The organism is Pontibacillus sp. ALD_SL1, from assembly GCF_017355605.1.
The window spans coordinates 3,003,636-3,019,382 of sequence record NZ_CP062974.1 but is presented as its reverse complement, the minus strand read 5'-3'; the positions used below and the strand labels follow the sequence as shown (position 1 = coordinate 3,019,382).

Here is a 15,747-nt window from a genome sequence, read left to right as displayed (position 1 = left end):
GTGGGCCTGGAAACCACTCGCTTTCCTGTGGGGAACAGGTTTGGTTAGAAAAATAGGCATAGGATAAAAAGCCTAATTGTAAATATCTGAAAATTTTAAATATTACTTTACAAGCTGAGTTGGACTGGTTAGAATAAAGACAGCTAATTAGTAAGAAAAGTCTGAAAAAAAGAAAAAACCACACATTCTCCTGGTATTATAAGCATATGCTTGTAACGCAGGAGAAGACTGGTGAAGGGGAGGGCTATTTATGGAAAAACGTTCTCAATGGGGAACACGGGTTGGCTTTTTGCTTGCAGCAATGGGGTCAGCTATTGGACTAGGGAATATTTGGCGATTCCCGGCGACGGCTTACGAAAACGGCGGAGGTGCTTTTTTCTTACCTTATTTATTCGCACTTCTTACTGCCGGGATTCCACTTTTAATTATGGAATACACCATCGGTCATAAGTATCGAGGATCTGCACCTAAATCATTAGGTAGGATGCGAAAAGGTTTTGAATGGATTGGTTGGTGGCAAGTTGCGATTGCATTTATTATTTCTACTTACTATGCAGTTATTATTGCCTGGGCGATTCTTTACGCAGGTTATGCTTTAAATGGAGCCTGGGGAAGTGATACAGGTACATTCTTGATGGAAGATTTCCTAAATATCACAGAACCTGGAGTTGTTGGTGGAATGAATATGAAGATTCTTATTCCGCTGGCGATTGTTTGGATGATTACTTTAACAGTTCTTGGAATTGGTATTAAGAAAGGGATTGAATTAGCGAATAAAATCTTTATCCCAACGCTTGTGGTATTATTCTTAATTATAGTTGTACGTGCTTTGACGCTTGAGGGAGCAGTCGATGGTCTTCAAGCATTTTTCCAACCAGATTGGAATGCGATAGGTGACCCGGGTGTTTGGGTTGCGGCCTATGGCCAGATCTTCTTCAGTTTATCCATCGCTTTTGCGATTATGATTACGTATTCTTCTTATTTACCGAAGAAATCTGATATCACAAACAATGCCTTTATCACAGGTTTCGCGAACTCATCTTTTGAATTATTAGCTGGTATTGGTGTGTTTGCTGCTCTTGGCTTTATGGCCATGCAAACAGGTCAGGATGTCACAGAAGTGGTGGCAGGGGGAATTGGTTTAGCGTTTGTTGTCTTCCCTCAGATAATTAATGAAATGCCTGTATTGTCTGGATTCTTTGGTTTCTTATTCTTTGCTTCACTAGTGTTAGCTGGTCTGTCTTCGTTAATTTCTATTACCGAAACCTATGTAGCTGGTGTTGCTGAGAAATTCAATCTTTCACGTGTAACGGCTGTTGTAATTGGTGGAGGACTTTCAGCAATTATTTCCCTTCTTTACGCAACAAACGGAGGTCTTTTCTTCTTAGACGCCGTTGACCACTTTATTAACAGTTATGGTGTTGCGCTTGCTGGTCTGTTTGAAGTTGTAGCTGTTGCTTGGTTTGCGAAAGAACTAAAGAATCTTCAAGCCCATGCTAACAATCTTTCTGATATTAGACTTGGTATATGGTGGAGAATTTGTCTAGGTTGGATTACTCCAGTTGTATTAGGGTTTATGTTATTACAAAACCTACGTGTTGAACTTATGGAAAACTATGAAGGATACCCGATTGAATTCTTATTCTACTTCGGATGGGTAGTTGCTATTGGAGCCATGTTCGTTGGCGCCTTAATGACGGTCAGGAAGTGGCCGAATAATGAACTGGCAATGCCGAAAGAGTCGGAAGAGAAGGAGGTTGGCTAAACATGAGCTGGATCGTAATGTTTGTAATCGGAGCTACTGTCATCTGGGGTGGTTTAATAGCCAGCATTGTGCGGGCTGTAAAAGCATCTAAATAATAAAGTTACTAAAAATCCCTCTACGCAATAGCGTGAGAGGGATTTTTTATTTTTTCATTTGACGTGTTTGTCGTTCCCAAAGTTTTAAATGGGGATAAGGATCAAAGGACCACTCTGAGTGACCGTTATCTTTATACATTCCGTAATGTAGGTGTGGTGGAAATTTTCCTGATGTGCCAGGCGGTCCATAGCCTGAAGCACCAACATATCCGATAACATCTCCTGGTTTAACCACTTGTCCTACATTGACATTTTTCTCAAAGCCGTTTAAATGAGCGAAATAATGGTAAATATTATGGATATCTCTTACACCAATTCTCCATCCACCGTACTTGTTCCATCCTTTCATCTCTATTACGCCATAAGATGTAGCACGTACAGGAACTCCATAATTAGCAAATATATCGGTTCCTTCATGAATTCGTCGTCCACCAAATCCACGTGGGTCTCCCCAAGTGTTTTTATAGCTATAGTTATGGTGAAGGGGGACGGGAAATATGTGTTGATTTAAATTAATTGTTTTTTCTTGCTTAAAAACTTCTGCTGTATTAACGATCGTTTGAACGGATAAATCTCTTTCGTAATAATTCCAAAGAGCAATTTTAATATCTTGTTTAGATGTACCAAATCCACTCATCCATTGGGAAAAGGAAACAAGAATATCGGCATCATTGGTGCGATCAGCCAAATGGTCTCCATCGCCGTCTTGGCCTATTCCTTCAAATAGTGCAATTTCTGATACAGGAAGAACATCTTTTTGACTAGGATTCGTTGCGCCGTTCCACATCTCTTTAGGAATGGTAATCGAAATGACTCCTTCAGATGCAGGTTCTTTTTGAGTGTTGCGCTCATATTGATCGACAGCTGCAAGGTAGTACCACGGAATTTGGGTTAGGGACTCCATAGTTTTATAAAGGTTCATACGTTGTGCTGTGACATCAGTTTTCTCTTCTGCCCAAGTATGTTGTGGGAGGAGGGCTAGCAGCAAGATGAATGCTACTAAACGTTTCATATAATTTCACCTCCAAGTGATGGATTATAACAATAGTGTGCGAAAGCCTTGTATGAAACATAAGTGGTAAATGTTAATAATAAGAAGATGTTTGATCTAGTATGAAAAAAGGGACTGTTTATGGCAAACAGTCCCGTCTTAGCTATAATTTAGCGTTCGCTTAAGGCTACTGGTTCATTCTTTGATCTTGAACGTCACGTTTGTCTTTTTTGGACTTTGTTTCATCATTGTACATAGCTTCTCCTTGTGGAGACTTACGCATTTCTTCAATTGTTGATTCAAGCATGTTACGGTAGTTTTTATCGCTTGTTTTCATATTGCTTAAAGATGCTAAGTCTTTATACATGTCTTGCTGGTCTGTGACATACACCTCGAAGTAACGAGGAACAGTTGAGATTGCTGTCTTCTTCGCAATGTCAGCCGCACGGTCTCGATCTACATCGTCTTCTTTCGTATAGGCAACCAGAACTTCTGAATCCGTTACAAGTGTAGCCGCATCTTTAAATGCGTTAGCTTGTAGCATGTAACGAGTGATTAAATCACTTACAGCTTCTCGGTCCATAATTCCGTAGCGGACTTCATCAAGCTTGTCGACTTCACCGCGAGAGTAGCGGTTGTAGCCAAGACGTTGAGATGAATTGTTATTGGTATTCATATCCTCAACAGATTGGTAATTGTAGTTCTTGTTCTTATTGCGGTCGGCATCATCGTAGCTTACATTGGTGCCGTACCCATCGTTATTCATATCCATTGCGCCCTGGTCTGTGTTTTCAGCACCGCAGCCCGTTACAACTAAAGTTGTTGCAAGAGCAGATGCTGCGATCCATGATTTGTAGTTCAATGGAAACCCTCCTCTAGCATGATATTGTCTCTCCCTCACCTATAGCTTTAGTCAATATGGAAAGTTCATGCTAGAAAATATTGATCAAACAAGAAAAGTAAAAGTCAAAATATCCAAAATATGATACACTAAAAGCACTATTAAGAGGTGATCGACGTGGTAGAAATTCAAGGAAAGAATTATCAGGTTGTTCTAGACGAAAAAGAGGGCTTCCAGGAAGAAGCAGTTAAGGAACGATTTAGCGATATTCTAAGTAAGTATGATTTTATCGTTGGAGATTGGGGATATGGACAGCTTCGTTTAAAAGGTTTTTATGACGATCAGAATCCTAAGTCTACATTTGATACTAAGATCAGCACGCTAGATGATTATATGTACGAGTACTGTAACTTCGGTTGCGCTCATTTCGTATTGAAGAAAACAGACAAGTAAGCATGTGAAAACTCTAAAAGAGCAGGGCGAAACCTATTATGGTTTGCCCTGCTCTTTTATTGTTCTTGAGATGGCTTTACTTCTTTGTCTGGGTGATCGTGTGTTGGGTGAGAGGCTGGGTCTAAGCGTTGTAAGTCTTTATGAAGCGATTTATTCTCATAGTTAAAAGCGCTATAGTACCGTTGGCCTGCTCGCCAGGGCGTGCTTTTATTTTCTACGGGCTTATCTTTATTACGAGGAGCCCCGTAAGGACCCTCAGGCATTTGCTCTGGTGTAACGTAATTTCTCATGGCTTCAACATTTGAGAAATCAGAATATTTCTCTTTATCTTGTTCAGACATAAAAATCCCCCTCCTTTTGGAATGTAGTGTTCCATCATGAGGGGGATTTCATTCATTTATACAACTTCACGTAGGAAGGATCTTAGTTCTTCTGCTTCCACTTCTGTTAAATTGAAGGCATGCTCAAGGTGTCCATCTTCCTCTACTTGCGATTGGTTCAAAAGAGCGTAATGGTTGCTTTGTAAATTCATGACCATTTTCTTGTCTTCGTATTTTTTCGAGGTTGTAATAGCCAAGTCGTAACGATGGCTCTCGCCCATAAAGCTTACAAAGCGTGTAGAAGTGCTTTCTTCTTCATCAGTAAGAAAAAGTCGGTCTTCTTTCATGCTTGTACTCCCTTCCTTAACAAGTCTTATTATTCGTTTACTAACAAGTGTGGCTTACGGTCTAAGTGGTGATTCGCTTTTATGAAACGGACAGTGCCTGTTTTAGCGCGCATAACAATTGAATCTGTCTCAGTAAGATCATTACCTAAGAATTTCACACCATGTAGCAATTCGCCTTCTGTTACACCTGTAGCAGCGAAGATTGCGTCATCACTTTTTACCAAATCATCGAGTGTCAAAAGCTGACGTGGATCTGCAAGGCCCATCTCGATGCAACGGTTTGCTTCTTCGTCATTTTGGGGAACTAAGCGAGCTTGCATGTCGCCATCAAGACATTTAACGGCAGCTGCAGAAATAACACCTTCTGGCGCGCCACCTGTGCCGACAAAGAGATCAACACCAGTGTGAGGTATGCAGCTTGCTATAGATGCTTCTACATCACCATCACCAAACAGTTTAACACGGGCACCTTTAGCACGGACACGTTCGACAAGGTCTTCGTGCCTGGAACGTTCTTGAATAATGACAGTTAGGTCGCGAATACGTTTATTATTGGCTTTTGCGACAATATCAATCGTTTTTTCGATCGGATCATCTAAACTAATTTTTCCTTTTGCATTTTTTCCGACTGCAATTTTCTCCATATACATATCCGGAGCGTGAAGAAGGGCACCGCGATCAGCAGCTGCAATAACAGCCATAGCGTTGTTGTGTCCTTTTGCTACGATATTTGTTCCTTCCAAAGGATCAACAGCGATGTCTACGGCAGGTCCTTGTCCATTCCCTAGTTCTTCCCCGATATACAACATTGGGGCTTCATCTAGTTCTCCTTCTCCTATCACGACCGTCCCCTGCATCGTAATGGAGTCAAACATGCTTCTCATGGCGGAAGTGGCTGCATCATCTGCTTCATCTTTCTTACCTCTTCCCATCCATTGAGCTGAGCTCACTGCTGCGGCTTCGGTTACACGTACAAGTTCTAGAGCTAATTCGCGATCCATTTCATTTCCTCCGATACTTTAAATTCCTTTTATATCATAGCAAAATCGCAACATAATTTAAATGAAATTTGTATTTTAGCGTTTTGTGATATCATGAAATAAGAGAAATTGGTCTTGTAGTATGAAATGAGGAGGACATACTTATGTATTTTGTGGATCGAAGTAAAATTGAAGCTACTCTACAGCATTTGGATTACTTAATGAAAGTATATGAACGCCAAACCTTTGAAGGTGATGTGGGGTCACTAGCGCTTGAACGTTTGGCGCAGATGAGTATAGAATCGGTTATTGATGTAGGCAACATGATGATTGACGGTTTTATTATGAGAGATCCGGGAAGTTATCATGATATCATTGATATATTAGTCGACGAGAAAGTGATTCCTAAAGAAGATGAAGACTGTTATAAAACACTTATTTCTTTAAGGAAGCCTCTTGTTCAAGACTATGTCAATATAAAACCCGACACGATTCGTGAAACGTTAGAAAAGAGTAGGCCAGCAATTATTCATTACAGTGAACATGTTCGCTATTATTTACATCATGAATTGGGTCCCGTTTCAGCGTTTTCAAACTCCTAATCAATAAAGAGGTGACACAGCAATGAATAAGACATATAAAGGTTATTTAATCGATCTAGACGGAACAATGTACAGAGGAACAGAGCGAGTTGAAGCTGCATCTGATTTCGTGAAGGCCCTGCGAGAGAAAGGGACTCCTCATCTGTTCGTAACGAACAATTCATCACGTCGTCCAGATCAGGTGGCAGATAAATTAAACACGTTCGATATTCCCGCTCAACCTGAACAAATTTATACAACAAGTATGGCGACAGCATCTTATATTAAAGCGCAAAAGCCAGGGGCAAAAGTATATGCAATGGGAGAAGAAGGTCTGATACATGCTTTAAAGAATGCTGGGCTTACACTAGCAGAGGAAGATTGTGATTATGTTGTATTGGGTTTGGATCATGAGTTGAATTATGAGAAGCTCACAAAAGCTTGCTTAAATGTACGAGCAGGTGCAACCTTCTTGTCAACAAACGGTGATGTTGCCATACCAACTGAGAGAGGCATGTTACCAGGTAATGGTTCAATCACTTCTGTTGTAACTGTATCAACCGGTGTTGAGCCCACATTTATTGGAAAGCCAGAGTCCATTATCATGGAGCAAGCCATGGCTGCAATTGGCTTAAATAGAGAAGAAACGTTAATGATAGGTGACAACTACCACACGGATATCTTAGCAGGGATGAACGCCGGGATGGATACCCTGCACGTTCAGACAGGGGTTACGACAAAAGAACAGTTGTCTCAATATACACAGCAACCAACTTATACGATCTCAACATTAAATCAATGGATTCCTTATTTATAATACAGATAGATACAAAAAGGCAGCTTACCGATGAGGGAAAGCTGCCTTTTTTCGTCTTATTCTATGTAGGGGAAGGAGGCCGGTTTTAGGCCTCTGCATTTGCGTCACTGTGAGCTAAACGACTTGATGCCGCAGCTGCAATGGCACCCACAATGTCATCCAAGAAAGTATGGCAACCATTTGATTTGTCATTTAACTTTTCCAGGATTCCAGGTTTTTGCTTATCAATATATCCGTAATTTGTAAATCCAATAGAGCCGTATACGTTGACTATGGATAAAGCAATGACCTCGTCAATGCCATATAAACTTTCGTCGGTTTCAATTGTTTCCTGAAGAGGAGATTGAAGCATTTTCTTCTCAGCCATTATATCTAATTCGATCCCTGTTAAGATCGCATTTTGTACTTCTCTTTTTGCAATTACTCGGTTTACGTTGTGCAAGCACTCTTCCATCTCAAGGTTGTCATGATACTTAGATTGAAGATAGTGTACAAGATCTGCGATATCGTTTAGTGTTACGCCACGTTCTTTTAATAGTTCTCGTGCTTTTTGTTCTAACTCTGTCATTTTTTCTTTTGCCATGATTATCACCTATTTCTTAAGTATCGAGTATATCCATACTATTACCTATATCGCATAGTATGAAACTAAATGAAAAACGTGCATGAGAACCAATCATGCTTATCGTTATCATACATATCTATATAGATAAGAGCAACTAAAAGGGTGGTAGGTTATATGAGAGACCAACTTCAACAAGAATATCAGGTGTACTTAGGTAAAGAGATTCATGATAATGGGTTGTATGGTTTCGAAGGAAATGATGGGCATTATTTCTTAATTCCTTACGAAGAAGGACTGGATGAAGAGGCATATGAACAACGTTCAATTAGCGAATATATACGTAATCAAGGTGCCGTGCAGATTGGCGTACCTCTTTTCACAAAAGAAGGTAAACTTTATACACAAAAAGACAATCAATCTTACATGTTGGTCCATGTCCCTTGGGCTTCCTCAGATGTTTCTGAGGGGGAGTGGCTTACGACTCTTCATGACATAGGAAATCGTTACCCTTATCAACCACAACAGATTTCTAGGTATGGACAATGGAAATCTCTTTGGGAATCTAAGGTGGACGCTTGGTTTGAACAGTATAAAGTCCAGTGGAATGAGCGGCCGTGTTCTTCTATGAGAAGGTTATTTATTGAAACGTTTCCGTATCTTGAGGGTATATCTGAAAATGCAATTCAATATTTACAAGAAAGTGAACAAGACTGGAGATATGAACAAAACGATCAGGGTACGTTTACCTTAAAGCGCCTTCATCCATCCATGATGTCCCAAATCATCTGGCCTCATACATTGGTGTATGACCATCCTGCACGGGATTTGGCAGAATGGATCCGGTATTCATTATTGAATCAAGGCAATAATGCGTACCCTACTATTCGTACAATGCTTGATGAATATGAACGAAATCGCCCTCTTTCAGTTTTTAGTTGGCGCTTAATTTATGCCCGGCTTGTATACCCGGTTCATCTATATGATGTCTTAGAGCGTACATTACAAGCTGGAGAGGGAGAACAAAATAGGCTTGAACAAGAATATCGATCCCTCCTTCAACAGCAAGGTCAGTATGAAAAACAGCTAATAGAATTCTTCGATGCTATTCATATTGACTATAAAAGACTCCGTATTCCAACATTAGATTGGTGACACCAAAATCAGGGAAACTTCATGCTATAATGGGCAATAATTATAGTTATAGAGGAGGATCCTGATGTCAAAACCATTTATCTATATCACACGAAAACTACCTCAATCAGTGGTTGAACCGTTTGAGTCTAATTATACGATTGAAATGTGGCCAGAAGAAGAAAAGCCGGTAGAAAGGGAAGTACTACTTGAGAAGGCTCAACAAGCTGATGCATTAGTAACAATGCTCAGTGATCGAATTGATAGTGAGATCTTTGAACAACAAACCAATCTTAAAGTGATTGCGAATTTAGCCGTAGGATATGACAACATTGATTTGGGTGCTGCAGAAGATGCAAATGTAATTGTCACAAATACACCTGATGTCTTAACAGATACAACGGCTGATCTAACTTTCGGATTGCTATTATCTACGGCAAGACGCTTAATGGAAGCTGAACGATATGTAAAAAATAATGCCTGGGAAAACTGGGCTCCTTTATTGATGGCTGGAAAAGATGTTCATCATAAAACGATCGGCATAATTGGTATGGGCCGTATAGGGGAAGCTGTTGCTAAGCGAGCGACTGGCTTTGAAATGGAGATCCTTTACCATAATCGCAGTCGTAAGGTTGAAGCTGAAGAAAAGCTAGATGCCACCTATGTAGGGTTTGAAGAGCTTTTAGAACGGGCTGATTTTGTGGTTTGCTTAACACCTCTTACCGAAGAAACGCGTGGCATGTTTAATAAAGATGCATTTGAAAGAATGAAGGATAGCGCTATATTTGTTAATGCCTCTCGCGGTGCATTGGTAGACGAAGGAGCACTCTATGAGGCAATCGAGCAGAATGTAATAGCAGGAGCGGGGTTAGATGTGTTTCAGAATGAGCCGATTTCAGCTGACCACCCATTGTTAGGTTTTGATCAAGTTGTGGCTACCCCTCATATTGGCTCTGCATCTGAAGAAACAAGGAAAACAATGATGACACTTTGCCTTGAGAATATCCAGCGAGTAATGAATGAGGATGAGGCTAAGACTCCAGTAACATGAGTGTAAAACCAATATAATAGGAACCGTTTGGAAAGGGCATGTAGATTTGTAACCGAATCTACATGCCTCTTTTAGCGGAGGTTAGTTTTTATACAAGGAGGTGGTCGTAGAGAAAGGTATGATAAAAAAATTAGGTTTAATAAGGTTGATTTGGCGCGAAGTTATGCGGATGTTGATTAATGTCTGTATTAGATTTTTCGAACTATTATTGAATTACCCGAACTCTCTCTTTTATAATGGTGTTTATATATACAATAGTATACCAGCATGAGGGAGAGGAAAGAGATGTCATTAACGAAAAAAATCTTACTTGGAATGGGACTGGGTGTGTTAGTTGGACTATTACTAAATAGCTTGGACCCTTCCATTTATGATAATGCACAAAAATACGTTCTGTATCCAGTCGGGCAATTGTTTGTAAGCCTGATTAAGATGCTCGTTGTACCGATCGTTGTTGTTTCATTAATTCTTGGGACCTCGGGAATTAGTGATCCGAAAAAGCTAGGGAGAATTGGGATTAAGACGGTTCTGTTCTTCCTCGTTACAACAGCAATTGCCCTGACGCTAGCTTTAGGGTTGGGATCGCTCTTCCAACCAGGCGCTGGTGGATCGGCTATGCAAGGTGGAGATTTTGAAGCAAGTGAGGCTCCACCAGTTGTGGATACACTCATTAACATTATCCCTTCTAATCCACTTGATGCCATGGTGAAGGGTGATATGCTGCAAGTTATAGCATTTTCTATTTTTATCGGAATTGGGCTATCCCGCATTGGACCTCGCGGTAAAGACTTATACCGATTAGTGGAACAGGCTAATGAAGTCTTGATGTATCTAGTTCAGCTAGTTATGAAGTTTGCTCCTTATGGTGCATTTGCTTTAATCGCAGACGCAATTGGATCACAGGGTAGTGATTCTCTGTTAAAAATGGTGAAATACTTGGCTGTAGTACTACTAGCACTCTTCATACACCTTGTTGTCACCTACGGATCAGCTATTGCTTTATTAGGGAAGATGAACCCTATTCAATTCTTCAAAAACTTCTCTCCAGCAATGGTTGTTGCGTTTAGTACATCAAGTAGTTCAGGTACATTGCCGGTCTCTATGAAAACAGTACAAAATAAGTTAAATGTGCCAAAACCAATTAGTAGCTTCGTGCAACCACTTGGTGCAACGATCAACATGGACGGTACAGCCATTATGCAAGGTGTAGCGACAATGTTCATCGCTCAGATGTATGGAGTTGATCTTGCTTTTAGTGATCTTGTAACGGTTGTTCTAACAGCAACACTTGCGAGTATTGGAACAGCAGGAGCACCTGGGGTAGGGTTGATCATGCTTTCAATGGTTCTGACATCGGTTGGACTTCCTGTTGAAGCAATTTCTCTAGTCCTTGCCGTTGATCGCCTGATCGACATGTGTCGTACAGCGGTAAACGTTTCCGGAGACGCTACAGCAGCTGTCATTATCGCGCGCTCTGAAGCAGGACGCGAAGACGAAATACCAGTTGTGCAAGAGCAGCAACATGCTTAATAAAAAGCAGTTCTTCCTATCAGGAAGAACTGCTTTTTTTATGTCATATTCTTTATCTGTATTTTATTTGTTCCATATAAGCTCCTTTATATGGAAGACTCGAAGCTGAGGCACTTCTTTGTGGTTAGGGCCGTTACGTTTGTTGAGTGCTTGGGTTGTCTGGAGAGGTTCGGAAGGCATAAAAAAAGCTTGTAGAATGATCTACAAGCTGTTTCATATAGTGAATAGCCAAATACTTGCTACAAATTAAAAGACTTGTTCTACTTCGCGAATTCCAGGTACCTCTTCTACGAGTGCACGTTCGATCCCGGCTTTTAGGGTGATTGTTGAACTTGGGCAACTACCGCAAGCCCCCATAAGACGAAGGCGAACAATTCCTTCATCTACATCTACTAATTCAACGTCTCCACCATCACGTAGTAAGAAGGGACGAAGTTTATTCAATACTTCTTGTACTTCATTTTCCATCATCCATCTTCTCCTTTCCTATACATCCATTATAATGCGTGTAAGCAAAAAAATCTATTGTGCAAACTGAATTTATCATAGTGAAACTTGATTTCACGATCTTATTTTTATTTTACAATTAATTAGTCGATTTCAAAAATAATTTTATATTTCTCGAAACATTTTGTAAAATGGAAGATAGCAGAAGTTTTGTGTGAGGGGGGAATGGATTTGAGTAAAGTTGTCATTACGGTATATGGAGCAGAAGAGCGCTGTGCAAGTTGTGTGAATGCTCCTGGTTCTAAAGAGACGTTTGAATGGTTACAAGCAGCAATTGGGCGTAAGTATCCTAAAGAGCATTTTCAATATCAATATGTCGATATCATGAAGCCTCTTGTTGAAGAGGAAAATAGAGATTTTACACAACGCATATTAGATGAAGAATTTTTTTACCCACTGATTGTCATAAACGGAGAGGTCGTAGACGAAGGTACCCCCCGATTAAAAGTTGTTTTCAAAGCAATTGAGGAGAAGGGAATTCAGCCAACTGGGTGAATGGAAAGTTAGTATTTGTCTGTCTTATAACAGAAGATGAATGCGCAGGTATTTCCTGTTTAGAAAAACCATGAGTTAAGTCCGTTGTCGTCTTGGACTAGAATATGGTAGCATGTATTTTTGAAGAGGGGATTCACCATAATAGAAAAGCAGAGGTGGATCTTGTGAACCCAATTATCGAATTTTGTATTAATAACTTAGCAAGCGGATCTCAAAAAGCCAAAGAAGAGCTCGAAAAAGATCTTGAACTTGATGTCATAGAATATGGATGCCTTAGCCATTGTGGCTTATGTGCTCAAAGCCTATTTGCGCTCGTCAACGGTGACCGAGTAACAGGTGAAACGCCAGAAGAGTTAGTGAAGAATGTGTATCAACACATCGAAGAGAATCCCCTGTTCTAACTTCACGATCAATAGAAAAGCGCGGGCCAAATTACCTGCGTTTTTCTTTTATTTCCTTACATAGAAGATGCAGGGGGTTTTACAAGTATTGGGTATCTTGTTAAAATGTACTTTGTTTATTTACCCAGGTAAAGGATTTCTTACGTATAGAAAAGAGGCTCACGCATGAAAGAAAAATGGTGTTATGTAGATTCGGGTTATGCCTCCCCTGCTTATAATATGGCGCTCGACGAAGCGCTTTTAAAATGGCATAGTAAGGGTGAGATCCCTCCAGTCATTCGTTTTTATGGTTGGGAACCAGCTGCTGTGTCAGTAGGATATTTTCAAAAGATAGATGGCAAGATTGATCTTGAATCTGTTAAGGCGCATGGGTTTGAAATCGTTCGCCGCCCTACAGGAGGAAGAGCTGTCCTGCATGATAATGAATTGACCTATAGTGTAATTGTTTCTGAGAATCATACTTCTATGCCTCCTACGGTAACAGAAGCTTATCGAGTTATATCTGAAGGTTTATTAAAAGGATTCAGAAATTTGGGAGTAGAAGCGGAATTCTCAATTCCAGAAGGGAAGATTAAACAAACGGGCTCAGCAGTTTGTTTTGATGAACCTTCTTGGTATGAATTAATTGTTGAAGGTCGAAAAGTTGCAGGGAGCGCTCAGACGAGACAAAAAGGTGTTATTCTTCAACACGGTTCAATCCCCATAGCGATGGATGATGTTACATTATTTGATATGTTCATTTATCCAAATGAGCGTGTGAAAGAGAGAGCGCGTAAAGCCTTTGGTGGGAAAGCGGTCGCAATCAATGAGGTGGCTGATTGTGATGTACCAATGGAAGAAGTGAAGAGTGCTTTTAAAGCTGGCTTTGAACAAGGACTAGATGTAGAATTAATACCATACACACTCACAGATGAACAACGAGAAGAAGTAGAGGAGCTTGTTCGTACCAGGTATCAGACAGATGAATGGACTTACTCTCGTTAAATGTTTTGCTTGAAATAATAGGTATAAGGATGTGTAAACATGGCGAAGAAAGAAGAACACGTACGTAAGCCGGAATGGCTTAAAATTAACATCAAGACTAATAAATCTTATAATCGCTTAAAGAAAATTATGCGTGAGCGCGGCCTACATACAGTTTGTGAAGAGGCAAGATGTCCAAACATTCACGAGTGCTGGAGCGAACGTAAAACAGCGACCTTTATGATTCTAGGTGATACATGTACACGTGGTTGCCGTTTCTGTGCCGTTAAAACGGGCCTTCCGAATGAATTGGATATGCAAGAACCAGAGAAAGTTGCAGAGTCAGTAGAACTTATGGACCTTAAGCACGCCGTTGTTACTGCTGTTGCGCGTGACGATTTAAAAGATGGCGGCGCGTTTGTATTTGCTGAAACCGTTAAAGCGATTCACCGTCGTCAGCCTGGTTGTACTGTTGAAGTACTTCCATCTGACATGGCCGGGGACTATGACAGTCTTCGTATGCTTATGGACGCAGGACCTGATATCTTCAACCATAACATTGAAACCGTTCGACGTTTGACGCCAAGAGTTCGTTCAAAAGCAACGTATGATCGTTCTCTAGAACTTCTTCAACGTGTAAAGGAAGTAGCTCCAAACACGCCAACAAAGTCAAGTATCATGGTGGGTCTTGGTGAAACAAAAGAAGAAATCATTCAGGCTATGGATGATTTACTTGCTCATGACGTTGATATCATGACTATTGGCCAGTATCTTCAACCTACGAAGAAACACTTGAAAGTAGAAAGATACTACCACCCAGACGAGTTTGAAGAGCTTCGTCAGATTGCTATGGAAAAAGGATTTCAGCACTGTCAAGCAGGACCATTGGTTCGTTCTTCCTATCACGCAGATGAACAAGTAAACGAAACTTCTCTTCAACGTCGTATTAAGTACATGAAGGGTTATGAAGAGACTTCTGATGAGAAGTTAGACACATTAAATTTCTAATTTATATTACCGAAAAGACCTGCAGTGCTATACTGCAGGTCTTTTAATTTCCTGTATTTAAAAGTTTGTTCGCCGTTTTCTTCTGGTCATCTTTAAGTTGAAACCATCCATCTCTAGCCATGTTAATAATTTTAGGATCAAAAGCTAACTGTTTCTTCTCGACTACAAGGGAGAAGTATTTAATGGCTTCCTCATTCCGTCCAAGGCGACGGTTCAATTCCCCGATTAAGTAAAGGACACGTAGTGCGTTCATCTCTGTAAAGAAGAAATCATCCTCTTCGTAAGCTTTTTTGTACATTTCTTCAGCCAATCGGATGAATCTGGCTTCTTGAAGAGCATCTTTCCTTTTACGGTATAGCCACACTACTCTTAAATACAATCCTGCTATGACAATGGCTTTTTCCTTCTTTAATTGAGCTGTATAAATTGCTAATTTGTAAGCATTTAGAGCATTGTTTTCTGTTCGTTCTTCGGAATAGTTCTGAGGTGTCCAGCGCTTAACAAGTTTTTCTGTAATTTCGTTACGAGACTGCTCAGACAAAAGGGTGGAGAATTGATCTGTATATGAATATCCACAATCCGGACAAACAATAGGAACGTAAAGCAACGGACTGTATTGCTCGTGTTTGTATAGCGTGCAAAAGTCTGTATCTGTCTTTATTGGGCGAGTGAATCGAGAGCGTACTTTTTTGGTTGTGAATGTATGTGCACAAAACGGACATTGGGACTGTTTATCATATAAAGGATGAATCGATTCGCTCATAAAAGCCCTCCTTAAATGATTTGGTTAGTTCAAATGTACTAAATATTTATGGCGCCCTCAAGTCTTTATACTCACGATAGGAAAAGGATTATTCTATTCTGGTTTGAAAAATTGAAGAGTATGCCATTTGTTAGTATACTGAG

The 15,747-nt window shown here is 40.3% G+C and carries 20 protein-coding genes; 12 read left to right on the top strand and 8 right to left on the bottom strand.

The genetic code is table 11. The features are described from left to right. The first annotated feature begins 250 nt into the window (after positions 1 to 250). Both IMZ31_RS15320 and IMZ31_RS15315 read left to right on the top strand, forming a co-directional pair. A complete protein-coding gene (locus tag IMZ31_RS15320) occupies positions 251 to 1,765 on the top strand; it encodes a sodium-dependent transporter (RefSeq protein WP_207528157.1) in 1,515 nt (504 codons plus the stop codon). Positions 1,766 to 1,767: 2 nt separating this feature from the next. Further along, positions 1,768 to 1,860: a MetS family NSS transporter small subunit gene (locus tag IMZ31_RS15315; protein WP_207528156.1), complete on the top strand. Its 93-nt coding sequence runs from the start codon at positions 1,768 to 1,770 to the stop codon at positions 1,858 to 1,860. A gap of 46 nt (positions 1,861 to 1,906) precedes the next feature. Here IMZ31_RS15315 and IMZ31_RS15310 read toward each other — a convergent pair whose 3' ends face one another. Together IMZ31_RS15310 and IMZ31_RS15305 are read right to left on the bottom strand one after the other, a co-directional pair. Then, positions 1,907 to 2,872, bottom strand: a complete 966-nt coding sequence (locus IMZ31_RS15310; RefSeq protein ID WP_207528155.1) for a M23 family metallopeptidase — start codon at positions 2,870 to 2,872, stop codon at positions 1,907 to 1,909. A gap of 166 nt (positions 2,873 to 3,038) precedes the next feature. After that, the gene (locus IMZ31_RS15305) at positions 3,039 to 3,713 is read right to left on the bottom strand and encodes a YhcN/YlaJ family sporulation lipoprotein (protein ID WP_207528154.1); all 675 of its coding nucleotides are present in this window, start codon (positions 3,711 to 3,713) and stop codon (positions 3,039 to 3,041) included. 156 nt (positions 3,714 to 3,869) lie between these two features. Here IMZ31_RS15305 and IMZ31_RS15300 point away from each other — a divergent pair, with 156 nt between their 5' ends. Then, positions 3,870 to 4,145 (top strand): YutD family protein, encoded by a 276-nt coding sequence (locus IMZ31_RS15300; protein WP_036782576.1) that lies wholly within the window; start codon positions 3,870 to 3,872, stop codon positions 4,143 to 4,145. A 56-nt stretch (positions 4,146 to 4,201) separates the two neighbouring features. Here the strand turns inward: IMZ31_RS15300 and IMZ31_RS15295 are convergent, their stop codons facing one another. The 3 genes from IMZ31_RS15295 to glpX are packed head-to-tail and all read right to left on the bottom strand — an operon-like array spanning position 4,202 to position 5,813. Continuing rightward, positions 4,202 to 4,486, bottom strand: a complete 285-nt coding sequence (locus IMZ31_RS15295; RefSeq protein ID WP_207528153.1) for a cytosolic protein — start codon at positions 4,484 to 4,486, stop codon at positions 4,202 to 4,204. Between the two features lie 56 nt (positions 4,487 to 4,542). Further along, positions 4,543 to 4,812: a DUF3055 domain-containing protein gene (locus tag IMZ31_RS15290; RefSeq protein ID WP_207528152.1), complete on the bottom strand. Its 270-nt coding sequence runs from the start codon at positions 4,810 to 4,812 to the stop codon at positions 4,543 to 4,545. A 29-nt stretch (positions 4,813 to 4,841) separates the two neighbouring features. Then, positions 4,842 to 5,813, bottom strand: coding sequence for a class II fructose-bisphosphatase (gene glpX, locus IMZ31_RS15285; RefSeq protein ID WP_207528151.1), 972 nt, complete (start codon positions 5,811 to 5,813; stop codon positions 4,842 to 4,844). A gap of 143 nt (positions 5,814 to 5,956) precedes the next feature. On the opposite strand from glpX, the gene IMZ31_RS15280 reads away from it, so the two are divergent. Further along, positions 5,957 to 6,394 carry a DUF86 domain-containing protein gene (locus tag IMZ31_RS15280; protein ID WP_207528150.1) on the top strand — a complete coding sequence of 146 codons (438 nt, stop codon included), beginning with the start codon at positions 5,957 to 5,959 and terminating at the stop codon, positions 6,392 to 6,394. 22 nt (positions 6,395 to 6,416) lie between these two features. Beyond that, the gene (locus IMZ31_RS15275) at positions 6,417 to 7,190 is read left to right on the top strand and encodes a TIGR01457 family HAD-type hydrolase (RefSeq protein WP_207528149.1); all 774 of its coding nucleotides are present in this window, start codon (positions 6,417 to 6,419) and stop codon (positions 7,188 to 7,190) included. Between the two features lie 85 nt (positions 7,191 to 7,275). Here the strand turns inward: IMZ31_RS15275 and IMZ31_RS15270 are convergent, their stop codons facing one another. Continuing rightward, positions 7,276 to 7,773: a phosphatidylglycerophosphatase A family protein gene (locus tag IMZ31_RS15270; protein WP_036782593.1), complete on the bottom strand. Its 498-nt coding sequence runs from the start codon at positions 7,771 to 7,773 to the stop codon at positions 7,276 to 7,278. Between the two features lie 156 nt (positions 7,774 to 7,929). On the opposite strand from IMZ31_RS15270, the gene yutH reads away from it, so the two are divergent. The 3 genes from yutH to IMZ31_RS15255 all read left to right on the top strand — a co-directional run bounded on the left by yutH (position 7,930) and on the right by IMZ31_RS15255 (position 11,467). Continuing rightward, the gene (gene yutH, locus IMZ31_RS15265; RefSeq protein ID WP_207528148.1) at positions 7,930 to 8,907 is read left to right on the top strand and encodes a spore coat putative kinase YutH; all 978 of its coding nucleotides are present in this window, start codon (positions 7,930 to 7,932) and stop codon (positions 8,905 to 8,907) included. Between the two features lie 64 nt (positions 8,908 to 8,971). Beyond that, positions 8,972 to 9,937, top strand: a complete 966-nt coding sequence (locus IMZ31_RS15260) for a 2-hydroxyacid dehydrogenase (RefSeq protein ID WP_207528147.1) — start codon at positions 8,972 to 8,974, stop codon at positions 9,935 to 9,937. Positions 9,938 to 10,222: 285 nt separating this feature from the next. Then, a complete protein-coding gene (locus IMZ31_RS15255; protein WP_207528146.1) occupies positions 10,223 to 11,467 on the top strand; it encodes a dicarboxylate/amino acid:cation symporter in 1,245 nt (414 codons plus the stop codon). Positions 11,468 to 11,713: 246 nt separating this feature from the next. Here IMZ31_RS15255 and IMZ31_RS15250 read toward each other — a convergent pair whose 3' ends face one another. Further along, the gene (locus IMZ31_RS15250) at positions 11,714 to 11,935 is read right to left on the bottom strand and encodes a NifU family protein (protein WP_036782805.1); all 222 of its coding nucleotides are present in this window, start codon (positions 11,933 to 11,935) and stop codon (positions 11,714 to 11,716) included. A gap of 204 nt (positions 11,936 to 12,139) precedes the next feature. Here IMZ31_RS15250 and IMZ31_RS15245 point away from each other — a divergent pair, with 204 nt between their 5' ends. From IMZ31_RS15245 to lipA, 4 genes are all read left to right on the top strand, one after another. Further along, positions 12,140 to 12,469 (top strand): YuzD family protein, encoded by a 330-nt coding sequence (locus IMZ31_RS15245; RefSeq protein WP_207528145.1) that lies wholly within the window; start codon positions 12,140 to 12,142, stop codon positions 12,467 to 12,469. 104 nt (positions 12,470 to 12,573) lie between these two features. Further along, positions 12,574 to 12,870 (top strand): YuzB family protein, encoded by a 297-nt coding sequence (locus IMZ31_RS15240; RefSeq protein ID WP_052114962.1) that lies wholly within the window; start codon positions 12,574 to 12,576, stop codon positions 12,868 to 12,870. Between the two features lie 165 nt (positions 12,871 to 13,035). Beyond that, positions 13,036 to 13,854: a lipoate--protein ligase family protein gene (locus tag IMZ31_RS15235; RefSeq protein WP_207528144.1), complete on the top strand. Its 819-nt coding sequence runs from the start codon at positions 13,036 to 13,038 to the stop codon at positions 13,852 to 13,854. A 39-nt stretch (positions 13,855 to 13,893) separates the two neighbouring features. After that, on the top strand, positions 13,894 to 14,841 hold the full coding sequence (lipA, locus tag IMZ31_RS15230) for a lipoyl synthase (RefSeq protein ID WP_207528143.1): 948 nt from the start codon (positions 13,894 to 13,896) through the stop codon (positions 14,839 to 14,841). Between the two features lie 43 nt (positions 14,842 to 14,884). Here the strand turns inward: lipA and IMZ31_RS15225 are convergent, their stop codons facing one another. After that, complete coding sequence (locus tag IMZ31_RS15225; protein WP_207528142.1) at positions 14,885 to 15,604, bottom strand: DUF2225 domain-containing protein; 720 nt, start codon at positions 15,602 to 15,604, stop codon at positions 14,885 to 14,887. Positions 15,605 to 15,747: the final 143 nt, after the last annotated feature.

Coding starts and splice junctions, on each gene's coding strand:
- IMZ31_RS15270 (WP_036782593.1), bottom strand. CDS start 7,773: ATGGCAAAAGAAAAAATGACAGAGTTAGAACAAAAAGCACGAGAACTA.
- IMZ31_RS15250 (WP_036782805.1), bottom strand. CDS start 11,935: ATGGAAAATGAAGTACAAGAAGTATTGAATAAACTTCGTCCCTTCTTA.
- IMZ31_RS15290 (WP_207528152.1), bottom strand. CDS start 4,812: ATGAAAGAAGACCGACTTTTTCTTACTGATGAAGAAGAAAGCACTTCT.
- IMZ31_RS15315 (WP_207528156.1), top strand. CDS start 1,768: ATGAGCTGGATCGTAATGTTTGTAATCGGAGCTACTGTCATCTGGGGT.
- IMZ31_RS15260 (WP_207528147.1), top strand. CDS start 8,972: ATGTCAAAACCATTTATCTATATCACACGAAAACTACCTCAATCAGTG.
- IMZ31_RS15295 (WP_207528153.1), bottom strand. CDS start 4,486: ATGTCTGAACAAGATAAAGAGAAATATTCTGATTTCTCAAATGTTGAA.
- IMZ31_RS15235 (WP_207528144.1), top strand. CDS start 13,036: ATGAAAGAAAAATGGTGTTATGTAGATTCGGGTTATGCCTCCCCTGCT.
- glpX (WP_207528151.1), bottom strand. CDS start 5,813: ATGGATCGCGAATTAGCTCTAGAACTTGTACGTGTAACCGAAGCCGCA.
- IMZ31_RS15245 (WP_207528145.1), top strand. CDS start 12,140: ATGGATTTGAGTAAAGTTGTCATTACGGTATATGGAGCAGAAGAGCGC.
- IMZ31_RS15280 (WP_207528150.1), top strand. CDS start 5,957: ATGTATTTTGTGGATCGAAGTAAAATTGAAGCTACTCTACAGCATTTG.
- IMZ31_RS15275 (WP_207528149.1), top strand. CDS start 6,417: ATGAATAAGACATATAAAGGTTATTTAATCGATCTAGACGGAACAATG.
- IMZ31_RS15310 (WP_207528155.1), bottom strand. CDS start 2,872: ATGAAACGTTTAGTAGCATTCATCTTGCTGCTAGCCCTCCTCCCACAA.
- IMZ31_RS15320 (WP_207528157.1), top strand. CDS start 251: ATGGAAAAACGTTCTCAATGGGGAACACGGGTTGGCTTTTTGCTTGCA.
- lipA (WP_207528143.1), top strand. CDS start 13,894: ATGGCGAAGAAAGAAGAACACGTACGTAAGCCGGAATGGCTTAAAATT.
- IMZ31_RS15225 (WP_207528142.1), bottom strand. CDS start 15,604: ATGAGCGAATCGATTCATCCTTTATATGATAAACAGTCCCAATGTCCG.
- IMZ31_RS15255 (WP_207528146.1), top strand. CDS start 10,223: ATGTCATTAACGAAAAAAATCTTACTTGGAATGGGACTGGGTGTGTTA.
- yutH (WP_207528148.1), top strand. CDS start 7,930: ATGAGAGACCAACTTCAACAAGAATATCAGGTGTACTTAGGTAAAGAG.
- IMZ31_RS15240 (WP_052114962.1), top strand. CDS start 12,574: ATGGTAGCATGTATTTTTGAAGAGGGGATTCACCATAATAGAAAAGCA.